Source organism: Roseofilum reptotaenium CS-1145 (genome assembly GCF_028330985.1).
In the GTDB taxonomy this organism is placed as follows: Bacteria; Cyanobacteriota; Cyanobacteriia; order Cyanobacteriales; family Desertifilaceae; genus Roseofilum; species Roseofilum reptotaenium.
The window spans coordinates 50,768-68,202 of the sequence record NZ_JAQMUE010000088.1; the positions used below are offsets into that span (position 1 = coordinate 50,768).

Below are 17,435 nucleotides of genomic sequence, written 5' to 3' on the forward strand. Positions count from 1 at the left end.
ATGGTATTCTTCTGGCCCCAGATCGCTTTAGCGATCGCCTCAATTCTGGATTTTGCGATCGGCGATCCTTGGCATTGGCCTCACCCCGTTCAACTCATGGGAAAACTGATCGCTCAGGGCACAGAGTTTATCCTTAAATCTTTCCACTCTCCCCAGAGCCAACGGTGGGCAGGAGTTATCCTAGGGCTTACCGTCATAGGCGTGGCGGTTCTAGTTAGTGATAGAATCATCTGGCTGGCTAACAAGGGTCATCCTCTCCTAGGAATTGGTCTCGAAAGCATACTTTTAGCCAGTTGTTTTGCGGGCAGAAGCTTACACCATGCTGCCCTGGATGTCCTCAATCCTCTACAAGCTGGAGATCTCCCCAGCGCTCGCCAAAAGCTCAGTTTGTATGTAGGTCGAGATACCCAAACCCTCGATGAACCAGAAATTCTTCGGGCCGTCCTAGAAACGATCGCTGAAAATGCCATTGATGGTGTGACAGCGCCTCTCTTTTATGCTATTTTGGGCAGTCTAATTCCCGGTTTGGGAGGACTCCCTCTGGCGATGGGGTATAAGGCTGCCAGTACCTTAGATTCGATGATTGGTTATCGAGAATCTCCTTACTTATATATCGGTTGGTTTAGTGCCAAGCTGGAAGACTTACTAACTTGGCTTCCCTGTCGCTTAACAGTGATTACTCTGGGTCTATTATCCGGTCAATTAAAAAAAGTTTGGGTTCTGTGCAAACGGGATGCAGTCCATGACCCTAGCCCTAATTCTGGCTGGAGTGAATGTGTCTATGCAGCCATTTTAGGAGTGCAATTAGGGGGAGTCAATCGCTACGGCTCAACGATCAAAATCAAACCCCTTTTAGGCGATCGTATCCACCCCATTACCCCCACTTCTATCCGCCAAGCCCTAAGCCTAACTCGCCATTGTTTTCTCATTTGGTTAGGGTTAGGGATTAGCCTGGGATTACTCCTCTAGGATTGGGGATTAGACCTCTCCTGAGCGACCGGGTCGATCGCCCTCGCTTTTTTCCGGTGAATCAACGATAATTAGAAGAGAGCTTCCCCGAAACTTGTCCGAAGTACTCCCTATCTCGGTGCAATTATGGCCACTCAAATTGTTGAAATTCTTGATGCTGACGAAATTCGTCGCACCTTAACTCGGTTAGCCTCCCAAATTATTGAAAAATCAGGGGAATTATCCCAAATCGTGCTATTGGGTATCCATACCCGTGGAGTTCCTTTGGCCCATTTAATTGCTGAACAAATCACGTTGCTCGAACAAACTCCGATTGCGGTGGGAGCATTAGATGTGACATTTTATCGGGATGACTTGGAGCAAATTGGCGTGAGAACGCCGGCAAAAACGGAAATTCCCCTAGATTTATCGGGGAAGATCGTCGTTTTAGTTGATGATGTCATCTATAAAGGACGAACGATTCGAGCTGCTCTGAATGCAGTCAGTGATTATGGAAGACCGGCAGAAATTTGGTTGGTGGTGTTGGTGGATAGGGGCCATCGCGAACTGCCTATTCACCCCGATTTTGCGGGGAAACAGTTGCCCACCTCTAGGGAAGAAAAGGTGAAAGTTTACTTAAAAGAGGTGGATGGCCGGGATGCTGTAGAATTACAGCGCTTCGAGCTGTAATGTCATCAGTTACAGAAACTAAACCCTATAAATTACAGAATCTTCTCCAGACCATAGACCAGAGTTTTCAATTCTAAGACTTTACGAATAGCTAACAGAACGCCAGGCATATAGCAAAGGCGATCGCTGGTATCGTGGCGTAAGGTATATAATTCTCCAGGGGAACCGAATAAGACTTCCTGATGGGCAATTAACCCGGGAAGGCGCACGCTATGAATCCGAATATTCTCATCCGCTAAACCACCCCTCGCTCCCGCTATATTTTCCTTCTCCTTGACCTTGGGAGGATTATAGGATTTACCTAACTCACCTAACAATTGGGCCGTTTTTATCGCTGTTCCACTGGGAGCATCCGCTTTCTGGTCATGATGGAGTTCAATAATCTCTACATGGTCAAAATATTTTGACGCTTGGATGGCCGCCTGTTGTAATAGAACCATACCAATAGAAAAATTCGGAATTACTAAACACCCCGTACTGGCTTTATCGGCAAATTCTGCTAATTCCTGGAGTTGTTGGGGACTCAGACCGGTTGTCCCGACCACAGGACGAATACCATAGGCGATCGCACTGCGCACATTTTCATAGACCGAATCCGGGTGCGTAAAATCTACCATCACCCCCAACTGACTCTCTTGAGTCGCATAGGCTAACATCGACTCCAACTGATTCAGAACAGGGACTTCTAGAGGGCCACATCCAGCTACTTCTCCTACATCCTTGCCATTATGATCCGGATTGAGATCCACCCCCCCAATCAACTTCATATCTTCAGCTTGGGAAACAGCCTTAATGACCTCTCGGCCCATTTTCCCGGCTGCACCATTGACAATTACTGGAATCGGCCCATCGCTCATCATCAACTCCTGAATCATAAAACAAACAAGCACAATTGGCAGATCACCCCTTGGCGTTAAGTCCTCTAGAAAGACACAATAGAACAGTTAGGGGATCAGAGGCTTATCCTATCATGACCCTTGACATTCCAACATAGATCAACTGTCTTCTTCAGATGATCCGGTTCCGTTGGCAATCTCCTTGGAGAGAGGATAATAACAATCTTTTATCTTTGACTAAAACTTAAATGGACTTAGAGATCTATGACCCTCAGCCATCATAAAATCTATTATCATAGCTCAATATTAGAACAAATCTCAGTCCTAATCTGAGCGGATGTAACGATACTTCCTCGCCAAGTAAGTTTCTCCATCTAAATCTAATTGCTAAAACTCCAGATGTGACAGGGTGCGACAAGCAGCAAGACGGTTTGCCGCTGATGCCAACCATACCAACCATAAAAACATGATGCACCGTTCCTTACAGGTACCTGTTCATGTCGGACTCAGTCCGAAACACCAGCCGATGAGAGACAAGGATAAAACGAAAGAAGAATTGGTACAGGAATTAGTCAGCCTGCGCCAGCAAGTCATTAACTTGCAACATCAACTGCGGTCAACTCAGGCTGACTGGGAAAGCCGATGGGAAAAAACAGAAGCTGAACTCAAGTCTGAGGTAGAGGCTCGTACGGCAGCGCTCAAGGAGTCTAACGATCAGTTTGTAGCAGAGATTGCTGAACGCTATCAAGCCCTTCATGCCTTGCGCACGGCTAAAGATCAATTAGAAGCCATCTTAGAAGCGGTACCAGGAACGGTCTCTTGGATTAGTCACGATCTGCGCTACCTGGGAGTCAATCGTCATTTAGCAGAGATCTTTAATTTGCCCCCAGAAGAATTTGCTGGCAAACCCTTGGGCTTTTTAGGGAGTAGTGATGGCTTCGATCAATTTGTGCAAGATTTCTTTGCCAGTGATACTCAGGAAGCCTTTCGGGAAGTGGCGATGCGTATTAAAGGAAAGCATCGAATCTTCTTGATTGTGGCCCAAAAATATGATAAGAATAAGGCCGCTTTTACAGTCGGAATTGATATTACCGAACGCAAAGAAGCAGAAGAAGCTCTACGCGAAGCAGAAAATAAGTATCGGAAAATTTTTGAAAATGCAGTAGAGGGCATTTTTCAGACCACTCCCGACGGGCGCTATTTGAGTGCTAATCCAGCTTTAGCTCGAATTTATGGATATGGCTCCCCGGAGGACTTGAAAAGTACCCTTATTGACGTTGAGTCTCAGCTTTATCTCGACCCTCAACGACGACAAGAATTCATTAATTTGCTAGAGCAGTACGATTCTATTGTGGGGTTTGAGTCCCAGATTCGCCGGTTGGATGGCAAATTAACATGGATTTCCGAGAATGGGCGATCGGTGCGGGATAAGGCGGGTAATTTGCTTTATTACGAGGGAACGGTTGAGGATATTACCGAGCGCAAGCAAGCAGAGGAGCAACTCCGACGGCTGAATGAGGAGTTAGAACAGCGAGTTGAGGAGAGAACGGTTGAGTTAAAGCAGGCGATAGATCAGTTAACTGTGGAGGTGGCAGAACGGGAACGGGTAGAAGCGGCGCTTCGAGTTTCTGAGGCAGAACTTCGGGCATTGTTTGCAGCAATGACGGATATTATTACCGTTTTTGATGCCGAAGGTCGATTTATGAAGGTGGTTTCGACAAATTCAGAAACCTTATTTAGTCCAACCACCGATCGCATCGGGAAAACGGTACATGATGTGTTTCCTCCGGAGCAAGCAGAAATTTTTGCCCATCCAATTCAGAGGGTGGTGGAAACTGGGCAAACGATGAATTTAGAGTATTGTTTACCAGTTTCTCTGATGCCAGGATTTGTAGAAGAAAATCAAGAGTTTCTTTCTCAGGAGGTGGGAGAGACTCAGGACAATGAGGTGTGGTTTGCCGCGAGTGTTTCCCCGATGCCAGATAATTGCGTGATTTGGGTGGCTCGGAATATTACGGAACGCAAGCGAGTTGTGGATGCCATGCGGGCGGCAGAAGAAAAATATCGAAGTATTTTTGAGAATGCAGCCGAAGGTATTTTTCAACTGACTCCAGATGGATGCTATTTGAGTGCTAATCCAGCTCTGGCTCGGATGTATGGTTATGCGTCTCCAGAGGAGTTAATGGAGCGCTTGCGAAACGTGGGGACTCATCTTTATGTCGATCCAGGTCGTCGGGAAGAGTTTATGAGGTTGATTGAGCGGGAAAATGGGGTCTCTCATTTTGATTCTCAGGTGTATCGCCAAGATCGCAGTATTATTTGGACTTCTGAGAATGCTAGAGCCGTTCGCGATGAGCAAGGAAATTTATTGTTTTGTGAGGGAACAGTAGAGGATATTACAAAGCGGAAGGAGGCAGAAGCTGCCTTAAGGGCAGAGCAGGAGAAGTCGGAAGATTTGCTCTTAAATATCTTGCCCGGAGCGATCGCCCAACGGCTGAAACAGGAAGAGAAAAATTTGATTGCCGATCGCTTTGATGAGGTGACAATTTTGTTTGCTGATATCGTGGGCTTTACCCGCATGTCTTCAGGAATTTCGGCAACAGAGTTGGTCAATTTGCTCAATGAAATCTTTTCTCAATTTGATAAATTGGCGAAAAAACATCAAGTGGAAAAGATTAAAACGATTGGGGATTCTTATATGGTGGTCAGTGGGATTCCCATGCCCCGTGAGGATCATGCAGAGGCGATCGCCCAAATGGCCTTGGATATGCAACGGGCAATTCCTCGCTTTCGTCAACCGAATGGTCAACCCCTTCAATTGCGAATTGGCATGAGTACAGGTCCTGTGGTGGCTGGGGTAATTGGGATGGCTAAGTTTATTTATGATTTGTGGGGAGATGCGGTGAATGTGGCTTCGCGTATGGAGTCTATGGGCATTCCCGGTAAAATTCAGGTGACTGAAGCGGCCTATGAACGGCTTAAACATCGCTATTCATTTGAAAAGCGAGGTGAAATTGAAGTGAAGGGGAAAGGGATGATGACGACCTATTGGTTGACGGGAACTGAGCTTTGAAAACCTATCCACGCTTGGGATTGGATGTACAATGGCCAGATCTGATGGGTGGATTGGTTAGGGGTTCACAGTCGAGATTAGAATTAGAAGGGGCGATCGCTTCCCATTGGCCCCCTTCCCGTTCTGTTCAAGTCACCCTCTCCGTTAGAACAGCGTTCGATTTGCTCTTGCAAGCACTGGATTTGCCTCCAGGGACCGGGGTGCTCATGAGTGGGGTGAATGTACGCCACATGGTTGAGATCGTTGAATTTCATGGCCTAGTTCCCATTCCTGTCGAGCTAGACTTAGATACCTTAGCTCCTAATTTAGACCATTTCCGCCGCCTCATTTCGCCTCAGACCCGTCTATTTGTGATTGCCCATTTGTTTGGATCAATTATTCCTCTCGCGCCGTATATTGCTCTGTGTCGCCAGCATCAGATTATTTTGGTGGAAGATTGTGCCCAAGCTTTTGCTCAGTCTTATTATTTGGGGGATGAACAAGTAGAAGTGAGTTTATTTAGTTTCGGCCCGATCAAGACTTGTACGGCATTGGGGGGTGGTGTGGCGATGGTTCGTGATTACGATCTAGCCAATAAAATGAGAGAAATTGGCGATCGCTATCCCCTCAAAGGCGATCGCTGGTACAGACAACGCCTGATCAAATATTTGGCGGTTAAAGCGATCTGTGACCCTTATCTGTATAATGCTCTGGTGCGATCGATACGGCTTCTAGGTAAAGATGTAGATCGGGCGATCGGATCGAGCGCCAGAGGGTTTAGAGCTGGAGAACTCATCCCCCAACTCAGGCAAAAACCCCCTCAACTGTTATTGCAATTTTTGGCTCATCGGCTGCAAACTTGTCCGAGTTATGGCGATCGTATCCTTAGAGCAAAAAGGCTTTTAAGTCAACTCGATAGCTCGATTATCTGGCCTGGATATCGTGCTATTCAACACTCTTTTTGGGTCGTTCCGATTCAAACTTCATCGCCTAAGCTTTGGATGAAAACACTGCGCGATTCTGGCTTTGATGCTACTCGAGGAAATACGAGCTTAATTGCCATTCGGACACCGGAAGGAAGCCCATTACCCCATGCTCAAGAACTAATGCAAACCCTACTATATTTACCCATTTCTCCTGCATTACCGGCTAGTGAGGAGCAGCGATTAATTCAACTGATTAACTCCCTTGCAGTGCTTTACTCTAGAAAATAGACAATAGCTTGTATTAGTTAGGCTCCAAGGCTTCAAGCTGTACTCCTCCAGAAGAGAGAAATTCTATAGCAGAGAAAGAGAGTTAGGACATTTTCTATTGCCTATTGCCTCAAACCATAACCTAGCGAAGTTGACACACTCTTTGTAGGCGATCTCCTTCAACCACAAACACATTACACTGCACTTGATCTTGCTCAAGCCGCTCTAGTAGGGACATTGTCGGCTGATCGGATAAAACGCGATCGGATACCAGAGGATTAAACACGGTAGCCATCAGGGTTGAAAAAGTTAAAAGAACAAAACTCACGTTCATCGGGTCAAATCTCCGTTTGCTGCTTTAGCTAACTGTCTGCTCAATTCATCTGGGATTCCCCGGATACTATCGGCTACCTCTTAGCTGTTATAATCCAATTCTGGAAAAAAAACAAGCGGAAACACGAATAGACTATTCCAGAATTGTAACCGTCTACTCTTAGGCGATCGGGGGGTTAGCTTCGGTATTTTCTTAGAAGCCCCCCAGCTAACGAAGTTCCCGTCCGAAGGGAAACAAGGCTAAAGGAATTAACTTAAAGTGCTGTTGGGCAAAAGGAATCCCAATAATGGTAATAAACAAAAGTGCCCCATGGAGGAGGTGAGAAAGGGCAATTTCCCAACCAAAGCAAACCACCCAAATGATATTCAAGATCGTGGGAATTATCCCAGATGCACCGGGACTCACTTCGATCTCTTTACCAAACGGGGTAAAGGTGGCAAAACCAATTTTCATGGTTTGTAAACCGAACGGAATTCCGATAATGGTTATACACATACCCAGACCACCGATAATATAGCCCAATCCAGAGATGAAGCCACCACAAATCAACCAGATCAGGTTACCTAAGAGTGTCATAACTGGTTTATCTCCTGTTGAAAGACTAAATGGGTTGATTGTATCAAACCTAGAGTGCGATATTTAATAATATCAAGAAGGTTTGAGAGGATTAGGGACGATCGCCCTCTTCTGGGATGCTGATGCCATATTGCTGACATTGCTGGAGGAGTTCTTGGATGTAGCGATCGCGCAAGTTCTGCGGTGCAATAATCTCACAGTTTTTCCCGTAGGGGCGAATATCGCGCATAAACCAGAAGCTACTATAGATTTTCCGTATGACTTGTCGAGTGGGTGGATCGCCTTCGAGGTTACCCACAAATTGATCGCCGGGTTTGCTGCGGTATCCAAAGGCTAATCCTCCAGATAGGCACAGTTCTACGGTGATGTATTCTAAGTCGGGTTGCCATTTTTGATTGACAGAAACTACGGCAGCTTCTTGGATGCGCTCTAGCAGCAGGCTCCAATTGTGGCAGAGTTCTTTGATATCGTAATTACCCTCAGTTTCTTGGCAACGACAGAGCAGATATTCTCGTTTTTCAATGGGGATAATGCGAGCATAAAGGACAGTGTAGTGCCAGGGGCGATCGGCGGCATCTCGGTAGGAGAGACGGAAGGGTTGTTGACGGTGGATGAAGGTTTCAATTTGTTCTCTCCATGCGGGAATGGGAGCGTTTAGAAAGGCTTCGATTTCTTGTCTGAGGGGAAGCGAGAGTTCGCCGCGATCGCACAATATTTGGGCAATTTCTTTGGCTTCTAGCAGTTTTCCATAATCAACCAGCAGATTTCTAACCCGGTTGAGCAGTTCTATTCTCTCGCGTAACCAGTCGTTATTGGGGGCTATGCGGAGCTGTTGGCGGGCGATCGCCGTAATGAGTTTAGAGATATTCGGCTTTTCTCCCCAAGTCATGCCGAATTCTCCCGCAAGTTGCTCTAAATGGGCTTTGTCTCGTTCGGATACGGATAGAGTTATGGATTGACCTTTACGACTCATATTTGTACGGACACTTTATGGGTGCAATTATTGATTTTCTCTATTTTCAGCACTATTATGGGAGATATCAAGCAGTTACGGACACAAAAATATGGAAATGAAGGAAACATTAGGCGATCGCGCCTAGGAAAAGTCCTTTTCCAGTGACTTGTAGAATAGTGAGTGTGATGAGTGAAGAAGCAGCGATGAAAAACCATTTTTACTCAAGGCAGTCAACCCATGAATGAGTATGCCATTACCCTAAAATCTGTTTATTCTTGTCCAGCAACGGAATCCATTGACAAGATTAAACTCCCGAAAAAGTGGCGATTATCTTGGCATCAGTTGGAGACGTGGAAAGCGCTACAAAATCCTGATATTGATGTGGTGTTTAATACGGCGATGACCGGAGATGGCAAAAGTTTAGCCGCCTATTTATCGAGTTTGCAAAGTAAAGAATATTGTATCGCGCTTTACCCGACCAATGAATTAGCGAGAGATCAAGAGAAGCAGGTTCAAGACTATATCGCCAAATTCCAACCGCACAACGATCTGCGTGTGGTGCGGTTAAGTGGGGCAGAGTTAGAATTGTATGCCGAACAAGAGGGTTTGAAGAAAGCTGGGGCGATCGCCACTCGCATTACGCAATCTGATATTATTTTAACTAACCCAGATATCTTTCACTATCTCCACCGAGGCGCATATCTCACCTCGAAAGACAGTCCCGATCAATTATGGCAAAGACTCGATAAAAACTTTGACTTATTTATCTTTGATGAATTCCATGTTTTTGCCGCTCCCCAAATTGCCAGCGTCATCAATACTCTACTTTTAATTCGCTGTACTAACCGCCGCAAAAAGTTTTTATTCCTCTCAGCTACACCGAATTCAGAGTTCAAAGAAAAATTAAAAGATGCTGGATTTCGTTGCCATGAAATTAATCCGATCGACGAGCATAAGTATCAATTTCCAGAGACTCCAGAGGAAGCGCAAGCCTTATCAGAACAAGAGTGGCGTAGAGTTACGGGAGAAATATCGCTGAACTTTATCCCGTTGGAATCATCAGGGAATTCTTCAGAACAGTGGCTAAAAGACAACAGCGAGTTGATTGTCCAACAGTTTCAGGATAAACCAGGGAGCAAAGGGGCAATTATTCTGAATTCCATTGCCGCAGTCAAGCGACTCACTCCATTTTTTAGTAACTTGCTCTCTCCTTACGGCTTAGAGGTTGGCGAAAATACCGGCTTATCGGGAAAACAAGTTAAAGCTCAGTCTCTCTCGGCGGATCTGGTAATAGGAACCAGCACCATTGATGTAGGGGTAGATTTTAAGATTAACTTCCTGTTGTTTGAAGCGGCAGATGGGGGTAATTTTATTCAGCGTTTGGGACGATTGGGACGACATCAGGGTTACGATCGCGAGGGAAACTATATCCCGTTTGATGGCTTTACGGCTTATGCTTTGGTTCCCCAGTTTTTCGTTGAACGACTGTTTAGTGGAGAAACTGCACCATTAGAACCAGGACAACGTTGCGATCGCCCCTTTTTCCACCAGCAGATTACTGACAACTATCGCCAAATCAATGACTTTCGCGGTTACTATTCCCGGTGGGGTGCGGTGCAGTCGATGGTTTTGTGCAGCCAGTTGAAGCATCATAAGACGATTAAAGCCGTTTACAAAGAGAGTGCGGAAGCCTTTGAATCGATATCAGAACAGATTTTCAAGACTCGTCTAGTCAAGTTATATGGTTTAAGTAAAAAATGGGGAAGAGAATGGCAAGAGCTATCCGGAAATAAGACAGGAAATCCAATTTTAGAAGATGCGGCAAGTTTCCGGGGTTCGAGTAGCTTGCAATACGGTTTATACGATCTGACGGAAACCCATGAGGCGGATCGGTTCAAAACCTACGAGTTACCAGGTATTTTGGGAAATTTGGATGTGGAAGTGATGACGGAGAAGGCGTTTATGTATTCGCTTCGGGAAACTGGCGATCGCCTCAATACCGTAATTCCCAAGGGACAATTTCAGTATTGCTTGGGATTTATGAAACTGCACGCTTATCGGGAAGAGCGCCTCAACTGGCGGTTTATTTATCCCGCAGAACTGCAACCGGTAGCAGATGCGTGGAAGGTTCAGGTATTGGTGGGGTTGGAAGTTTGGCAACCCGAAAATCCTTGGATCGATGGCATTAATAACCGTCTGAAGCGTCAGGGGTTGGTGAGCTATGTGTTGCGTTTTCCAGTCGGTGAAGTGCGATCGCGCCTACGGTTACCCATGCATTTCCAGATTTATCCCATCAGCGATGCCAACAGTCTGCTCGATCCTACCGCACCCTATTCTATTGCCTTCGGACAATCGGCACTACTGATAGATACTCTCGCGTACACCTTAAAGAGCAAAGGAGATGAAGAATGGATAGTTTAGAGTTCCAATCCCTCAATCGCAATCAGTCAGTTAAAAGAGAAGATTGCTGAAAGCCTTGATTGTAAATCAATCTTAGTCCATTCATAAGGAAAATCATATAAAAAAAATGACTAATCTTAAGAAACTGCTTGAAGTACTGCACGATCATCTGTGGCATTCCAGTGATGAACTTGCTGACAAAGTAACCTGGCGCTTTGGACATACTATTCATGAAGCACGTAAAAAAGGCTACTCTATTGAGGCACGGAAGATTCGCCATAATCAATACGAGTATCGGATGTTAACAAAAATCCAAATATTGGATCAAAAATCAGAGCAGGTATCCGCGAAAATTCCTTATCTGAAAATGCTAGTTTTATTTGGTTCTCGCGCTAGAGGAGACAATCAAGAAAATAGTGATTGGGATTTTGCCGTACTCTACGATGAAGAACTCAGAGAACCCATCCTAAAACAAAATGCCTGGAGATGGTTAGAAGCTTTTCACATTCTCGGAGAAATCTTTGGATTGAACGACGATAATATGGATATTGTCGAACTCAATCGCTGTTCTCCCTTAATTGCTCATTATGTGGCACGAGATGGAAAAGTCATTTATGAGAAACTCCCAGGAGAGTTTGAAAACTTCCAGCGCCATCATCTCATGAGTGATGCAGAATTAAAACAAATGCGTCGCGATCTTCGGCAAAAACTCGAACGCTCTTTGCAGAGGAAAGGTGTATGACTGAAGTCGATCCTAATATTGTTTTAAGGAAGCTTGATTTTCTGGATGATTACCTTAATCGACTAGAGCCTTTGTGTGCTATCTCGCTAACAGACTATCTGGCTGATTCCAATACCCAATTAATGGTTGAGCGATTATTACAGCTTTCCTTTCAAGTCGCGATTGATGTTAATCGGTATTTGTTGAAGACTGTCAACCTACCACAACCGGAGAAGAATTTTGATACCTTCGAGGAAATGAGTCGCTGTGGTATTCTTACTCCAGAGTTAGCGAAAATATTAGCCCCATCCGGTAGCTTAAGAAATCGATTAGTTCATATGTACGATGAAATCGATCCGGTAAAAATCCACGAATGTATTCAACTCGCTCTACAGGAATATCCCAAATATCAAAGACAAATTCTCCAATACTTAGACACTCTAGAGGACGATCGTGGCTAAAAAACGTAAATCTGAACCGGAAACCCAACAACTTTCCTTATTTGATCCTGCCTGCGAACCCGAAATAGACGAAGATCTACAAGAGGGATGGGATTCAGAAGAAATCGATCTCGGCTTAGACAAAACGACTCGCGAAATTGCCTCACAACCGGCTGAACTGTTGACGCTGAAGCTACTCAAACAAGCCATTACAGCCGAAAATCCAGGCGATCGCATCATGGCTGATTTTGCCGAGTATGTGCTTCCCAATTTGCTCAAATATACGATTGGAGTTACAGCTAAAGGTGGGAAATATTTCGATCGCCTAGATGAAGAGCGCGAAGAAGGATACAATCGCCGCAATGCTGCCGATCAATCCTTGAACACCCATCTACTCAATGGCTTATTTCCAGCCAACTTAGTCGAACGAGAGCTGCAAAAACTGAATACCACCGTGCGCCGGGAAATTGATGAGCCAGAGCGCCGGTTACTGATTGCCGGATTTATTCTCCATGACTTTGAGAAATTTGCCGATGTGCCGGAAGATTGCCGGGATCTGCAAAAGGAGGAACATCGGCAAATCATTGCCCAGAAAATCGTCCAACTGGGATTAGATCTATTTTTAGATCCCGAAAATCCCCAGGGTTATCAAGACTATATTGATGATTTACTTTGTGTTGCCTATAATGCTCAGAGAAGATGGGGAACGAACTGGAATTTTTCCGAATTTGGGCTTAATCCGAGTTTACGCGATCGCACTCTCATTTGCCTAGCCGAACTTGCCTGTTTAGCTGACTCCCTTTCCTCCATTATCAAACATCCCCAAGATGCAGAAACTTCGCGCCTGCAACAACTCATTCACAGCCTCAGCGACGGAGAACTAAAGTTTACTTATCACAGCATTGCCGAAAACCGAGGCGTGCTAACCAATGTCGTCAATAACGCCTTAATGGAAGCTCATACTTCTCTAAATGCCTCCTCTCCCACGGAAGAGGGGGTTGGGGGAGAGGGTAACAATTACAAGCCCTTACTCTATCTTCCCACAGGAGTCATTTACCTTGCTCGTCGCAATGCTCCCCCCATTTCCAGAGCAGACTTACCCAACCGGGTGGTGGAGAAAATTAAAGCCTTATGTCGAAATCAATTAGTCCTGCGACAAACCGGATTTAGTCGCGATGGTAAAGGCATGAAATATGCCGATTATTACGAACAGTTTTTCGATATTGTGGGCTTAATGCAAGTGGCATTAAAGGCAACCTTACGAATTTTACATGATAAAAAGCCTTCCGTTGCCAAAAGCCGCAGCGAGAACCTCGTTAAGTTTCAGCAAAAACAGGTACTCTCAGCCGACTATGACTTTAGCTTCAGTGATGATATCAGATGCGATCGCCTCGCGGAATTCGGAGATGCCCTCACCCGCAAGATTTGGGGAGAGCAAGTCCACAAAATTGAAGCCGCTCGCAAAAAAGAGAAGGCATTACCCCCATTACCGAATCTCGATTTAGTGCATGAAGTCGCCAAATTTTGGCAACTCGAACAATACTTACCTCAAATTCGGGAAATTCAGCGCATTAACGAGAGCTTAAAAGCCTTAAAACTCAAAGGCAATACTGGAGGCGTTCCCTATGAATGGTATTTTCTCGCTGCCAAATATCTCCAACATCATCCCGGTATCGAAGACGTGCGCGAAACCTGCGAAACGGTGATTTCCCATATCGCCCAACTCATTAATCCCATTGTAGAGCAATATTCCTTAGCTGATGGTTGGGAAGATGTGCGCTTATGGGTGGAACAAGTGGTGATGTTACCCGATAATCAACCCCAGGAATTGGCACAAGCTGACATCTTTTTCAAAGAATTAGAGCATTACCAACTGGCGAAAAAACCAGGACGGGGAAAACAGCTCATTTGCTCCATTTCCCATTCTCCCTATAGCGTCAGCGAACAAATGGAATCAGCCGTTTTATTCACGCCCCAAGTCTACACCAATAAACAGATGTTAGGCGGCTCCAATGCCAAGCGCAATATCTCCAGTATTTCGGGCACAGAGATGATGCTCAGGCAAATTTTGATGAATCAAACCCAAGCCGTTGGCAAACGCTTTGAGGAGGGCAAATATCGCTATCTCTACTTCTATCCCACCTACTACTTCACCCCAGAAACCAACAAGTTTCTACATCAAGCTTACCGGAATATTGCCCAAACCCGATTTAATACGAGTCTGCGTAACCATTTTATCAATGATGACTTACAAGCCGATTTTAGCCGGGACAACTATCAAAGCGCCGATGTTTTTCTCATGGAGGAAGACTTAGCAACCAAAAAAGCCCTACCCGAAAACGATCCGAACCGCAAATTTGACCGCACCTTCAAGCTCTCCTATCCTGAAAATCAACCCCTCACGTTCTACTTTATGGCACTCCCTCCAGGACGAGATCCAACGGATACCGAATCCTGGGTAATGCCCACCTGGTTAGCCTTCGCGTTTCCCCTAATTTTAGATGTCAAAACCGTTGTTTCTGAATCTCCCATTCCCCCATTCAAGGATGGCGCAGAATTCGAGCAAACAGTTTTTCTCGATAGCGCCCCCCAAGCCTTCCAATCATTAGTGCAAGCCGATTATTTTCGTCTCGACTATATTCTCGAAGGCTGGAAAGAAAAGCACGGCAGAAAACTGTATCCTGCACCGCTTAAAGTCCTCACTGCTGCCTATGCCATTCACCTCGATGTTAACGCCAAACAAGGCAAAGGAAAATATGATGCCCACTGGGGTAAACTCTCGGAACTGGCGCGAGATTTACAAACCAGTCCTCTGACAGTTTTTAGTGCCCTGAACGCCTGGATACGCGGTCAAAGTATAGAGAATATTTCTATGAAAAGAGTCCGTCTCTATGCCTATGCCTTTTATCCCTGTTTCGATCCGTATTGTAGTTATGAAAATCAGGAGTTGATCGTGTCTGAAGAATCCCCCTTAAATCACCCCAAAAAACTCACTGAACTCTATCGCCAATTTTATCGCGCCAATAAGCGATACAATCCCAAAGCCAATGCCGTATTGAAACCCATTGATATTGCCTCGGAAACCATACTCAAAGCTGAATCTGCCGTCTTTCAAGGAGAAACCTTAGTTTTTGTTGTCGCGGCTGAGATTTATAAACTTATGGATCGGGTGCATAATTCTACGGCTGAAGGACGTTGGGTATTCAAAAACAGAGAAGAAGAACGCCAGAAAATATTAGAGTTTGCTGAATATTTTGTCGTCGAAGTTTTCGATAAATACTTTAGCGGCGATCGCGCTCTTTTGTCAGGACAACCAATTAACTTAATTCGAGATACTTGCGAATTTCTCTATCGCCTCGCAGATGACAAAGAAAACCAACAATATGAACAAAACAAAGAATCCTCGTAGGGGCGGGTTCTGAGATCAACTTTGAGATCCAGCAGAAAATTTTCTAAACTCGCCCAAACACACCCATTTTCACATTTATTAGGAGACCAAAACTATGTCATTTTTAACTACTGTCGATGCCAAATTTTTCCATGATGCTATTCCTTATAAACCCATGGGAAAATATGCTCACTTCCTCACCATCCGTGTCACCGAATCCTATCCTCTCTTTCAAACGGATGGCGAGTTAAATAAATCACGAGTTCGTGCCGGAATCCAAGATCAAACCCCCATTAGTCGCCTTGCCATGTTCAAGCGCAAACAATCTACACCAGAGCGTTTGGTGGGACGGGAACTCCTGCGAAACTACGGATTGATGACGGCTGAAGAGTGCGAGTACAATGTTAAATTTGCTATGAATAACCCCGACTGTATTATTTATGGATTTGCGATCGGTGATTCCGGTTCAGAAAAATCAAAAGTCGTCGTTGATACAGCGTTTTCCATTACCGATTTTACTAAATCTCATCAATCCTTTACCCTAAATGCACCCTATGAAAATGGAACTATGGCTTCTAAGGGAGAAGGTGACAGCAAACCTGGAGAAGTCACTAGTCGGATTAACCGACAAGATCATATTAAACCCCAGGTCTTTTTTCCCAGCATTGTCACCCTAAAAGATCCCACAGAAGCAGGGTTTATCTATGTCTTCAACAACATTTTACGCACCCGCCACTATGGAGCGCAAACCACTCGCACTGGACGGGTTAGGAATCACTTTATTGGTGTAATCTTTTCTGATGGAGAAATCACCAGTAACTTGCGGTGGACTCAATCCATTTATGACTTTTTGAAACAAGGAGAAAAATTGAAACAAGGAGATAAGCAAGAAGAATTTAACCCATTAAATGAGGATGATGTGATCGAAGCAGCTCAAGAAACTATGTCTACTTTAATGTCAGATGAATATCTAGTGCATCAAGATTACATTGGTGATCGCTTTGTTCCTTTGTTAACTGAAGTCAAAGAGATTATCGGCAATGAAGACAAGCTAAAAGAGTTGTTGGAAACCGCAAATCGGGAAGCTAAAGACTATGCTTCAAAATACATTAAAGGTAAGAAAGCTGCTGCTACTGCAAAATCCTAACAATCATGGCTTTTATTTATCACCTGCAACTGGAACTTCATGATACTCTCTATTTTGCTACTCGTGAAATCGGTAGACTGTATGAAACTGAACCGATTATTCACAATTATGCCCTCTGTTATGCTCTGGGATTGGTGGATAATCCTCAATATGCAACTACGGTTAATGAAACTGAGTCTTATCGCTACTTTTGCCGCCATCAAGTCCCCCAGTATAAGGAACATCTTACCCCTTTGAATCAACAGGGAATTTATGTGACTCCTGCTAGAGCAGTGCATTATCAAACTGTCCTGACGACTTGGAAATATGCTAATAACAACTACCATGTGGAGATGGAAAAAACAGCGAAAAACTGGCCCAGTTTTGGACGCAATAAGGAGGTTGCACCAGAGAGTTTATTTGAATGCTTTGTGATTACATCCAAGAAGATTAACCTACCGCAATGGAATCCTTCAAAAAAATGGTGGATTCGTTTGGGTAAATGGTTAAGTAAAGCAGAAGTCACTTGTAAAGATTTGCAAGAGGTGAAAGCTTCAGCTTCGGAACAAGAGTTTGTCTATCGCGATGCACTCAATCCTTTGGATGTGATGTTTTCCCACCAAGTCATCAGCTATGATGTGATTAACATGCCTCCAGTGAGTTTGATCCGTAATGTGCATTTGCGCGGTTCTTACTATCAGATTGAAATCCAGGCTCAATCTCGTAAGCTTAAGATCCCTGCTGGTATGGCTTACCAATTTGCACCATAAGCAAGA

The 17,435-nt window shown here is 44.8% G+C and carries 14 protein-coding genes; 10 read left to right on the forward strand and 4 right to left on the reverse strand.

Annotation, left to right across the window (positions count from 1 at the left end; translation table 11 throughout):
* Together cbiB and pyrR are read left to right on the forward strand one after the other, a co-directional pair.
* Entirely contained in the window at positions 1 to 969 is a 969-nt protein-coding gene (gene cbiB, locus PN466_RS19740) for an adenosylcobinamide-phosphate synthase CbiB (RefSeq protein ID WP_271942824.1), read from the forward strand.
* Between the two features lie 126 nt (positions 970 to 1,095).
* Complete coding sequence (pyrR, locus tag PN466_RS19745) at positions 1,096 to 1,638, forward strand: bifunctional pyr operon transcriptional regulator/uracil phosphoribosyltransferase PyrR (protein WP_271942827.1); 543 nt, start codon at positions 1,096 to 1,098, stop codon at positions 1,636 to 1,638.
* Between the two features lie 32 nt (positions 1,639 to 1,670).
* Here pyrR and dapB read toward each other — a convergent pair whose 3' ends face one another.
* On the reverse strand, positions 1,671 to 2,498 hold the full coding sequence (gene dapB / locus PN466_RS19750; protein ID WP_271943195.1) for a 4-hydroxy-tetrahydrodipicolinate reductase: 828 nt from the start codon (positions 2,496 to 2,498) through the stop codon (positions 1,671 to 1,673).
* A gap of 502 nt (positions 2,499 to 3,000) precedes the next feature.
* Between dapB and PN466_RS19755 the strand changes: the two genes are divergently transcribed.
* Entirely contained in the window at positions 3,001 to 5,547 is a 2,547-nt protein-coding gene (locus PN466_RS19755) for an adenylate/guanylate cyclase domain-containing protein (protein WP_278003165.1), read from the forward strand.
* Positions 5,544 to 6,740 carry an aminotransferase class V-fold PLP-dependent enzyme gene (locus PN466_RS19760; RefSeq protein WP_271942834.1) on the forward strand — a complete coding sequence of 399 codons (1,197 nt, stop codon included), beginning with the start codon at positions 5,544 to 5,546 and terminating at the stop codon, positions 6,738 to 6,740. Before PN466_RS19755 ends, PN466_RS19760 begins: the two co-directional genes overlap by 4 nt.
* 121 nt (positions 6,741 to 6,861) lie before the next feature.
* Here PN466_RS19760 and PN466_RS19765 read toward each other — a convergent pair whose 3' ends face one another.
* The 3 genes from PN466_RS19765 to PN466_RS19775 all read right to left on the reverse strand — a co-directional run bounded on the left by PN466_RS19765 (position 6,862) and on the right by PN466_RS19775 (position 8,602).
* Positions 6,862 to 7,047: a hypothetical protein gene (locus tag PN466_RS19765; RefSeq protein WP_271942836.1), complete on the reverse strand. Its 186-nt coding sequence runs from the start codon at positions 7,045 to 7,047 to the stop codon at positions 6,862 to 6,864.
* A 213-nt stretch (positions 7,048 to 7,260) separates the two neighbouring features.
* Positions 7,261 to 7,629 carry a YccF domain-containing protein gene (locus tag PN466_RS19770; protein WP_271942839.1) on the reverse strand — a complete coding sequence of 123 codons (369 nt, stop codon included), beginning with the start codon at positions 7,627 to 7,629 and terminating at the stop codon, positions 7,261 to 7,263.
* A gap of 91 nt (positions 7,630 to 7,720) precedes the next feature.
* Positions 7,721 to 8,602 (reverse strand): WYL domain-containing protein, encoded by an 882-nt coding sequence (locus tag PN466_RS19775; RefSeq protein ID WP_271942842.1) that lies wholly within the window; start codon positions 8,600 to 8,602, stop codon positions 7,721 to 7,723.
* Between the two features lie 219 nt (positions 8,603 to 8,821).
* Between PN466_RS19775 and cas3 the strand changes: the two genes are divergently transcribed.
* The 6 genes from cas3 to cas5d all read left to right on the forward strand — a co-directional run bounded on the left by cas3 (position 8,822) and on the right by cas5d (position 17,429).
* On the forward strand, positions 8,822 to 11,005 hold the full coding sequence (gene cas3 / locus PN466_RS19780) for a type I-D CRISPR-associated helicase Cas3' (protein ID WP_271942845.1): 2,184 nt from the start codon (positions 8,822 to 8,824) through the stop codon (positions 11,003 to 11,005).
* A gap of 106 nt (positions 11,006 to 11,111) precedes the next feature.
* Positions 11,112 to 11,726 (forward strand): type VII toxin-antitoxin system MntA family adenylyltransferase antitoxin, encoded by a 615-nt coding sequence (gene mntA / locus PN466_RS19785; protein ID WP_271942848.1) that lies wholly within the window; start codon positions 11,112 to 11,114, stop codon positions 11,724 to 11,726.
* A complete protein-coding gene (gene hepT, locus PN466_RS19790) occupies positions 11,723 to 12,166 on the forward strand; it encodes a type VII toxin-antitoxin system HepT family RNase toxin (RefSeq protein ID WP_271942851.1) in 444 nt (147 codons plus the stop codon). Before mntA ends, hepT begins: the two co-directional genes overlap by 4 nt.
* On the forward strand, positions 12,159 to 15,554 hold the full coding sequence (gene cas10d / locus PN466_RS19795; protein ID WP_271942854.1) for a type I-D CRISPR-associated protein Cas10d/Csc3: 3,396 nt from the start codon (positions 12,159 to 12,161) through the stop codon (positions 15,552 to 15,554). The genes hepT and cas10d overlap by 8 nt, the downstream gene beginning before the upstream one ends.
* Positions 15,555 to 15,648: 94 nt before the next feature.
* Positions 15,649 to 16,680: a type I-D CRISPR-associated protein Cas7/Csc2 gene (gene cas7d, locus PN466_RS19800; protein ID WP_271942857.1), complete on the forward strand. Its 1,032-nt coding sequence runs from the start codon at positions 15,649 to 15,651 to the stop codon at positions 16,678 to 16,680.
* Between the two features lie 5 nt (positions 16,681 to 16,685).
* Positions 16,686 to 17,429: a type I-D CRISPR-associated protein Cas5/Csc1 gene (cas5d, locus tag PN466_RS19805; RefSeq protein WP_271942860.1), complete on the forward strand. Its 744-nt coding sequence runs from the start codon at positions 16,686 to 16,688 to the stop codon at positions 17,427 to 17,429.
* The last annotated feature ends 6 nt before the right edge of the window (positions 17,430 to 17,435 follow it).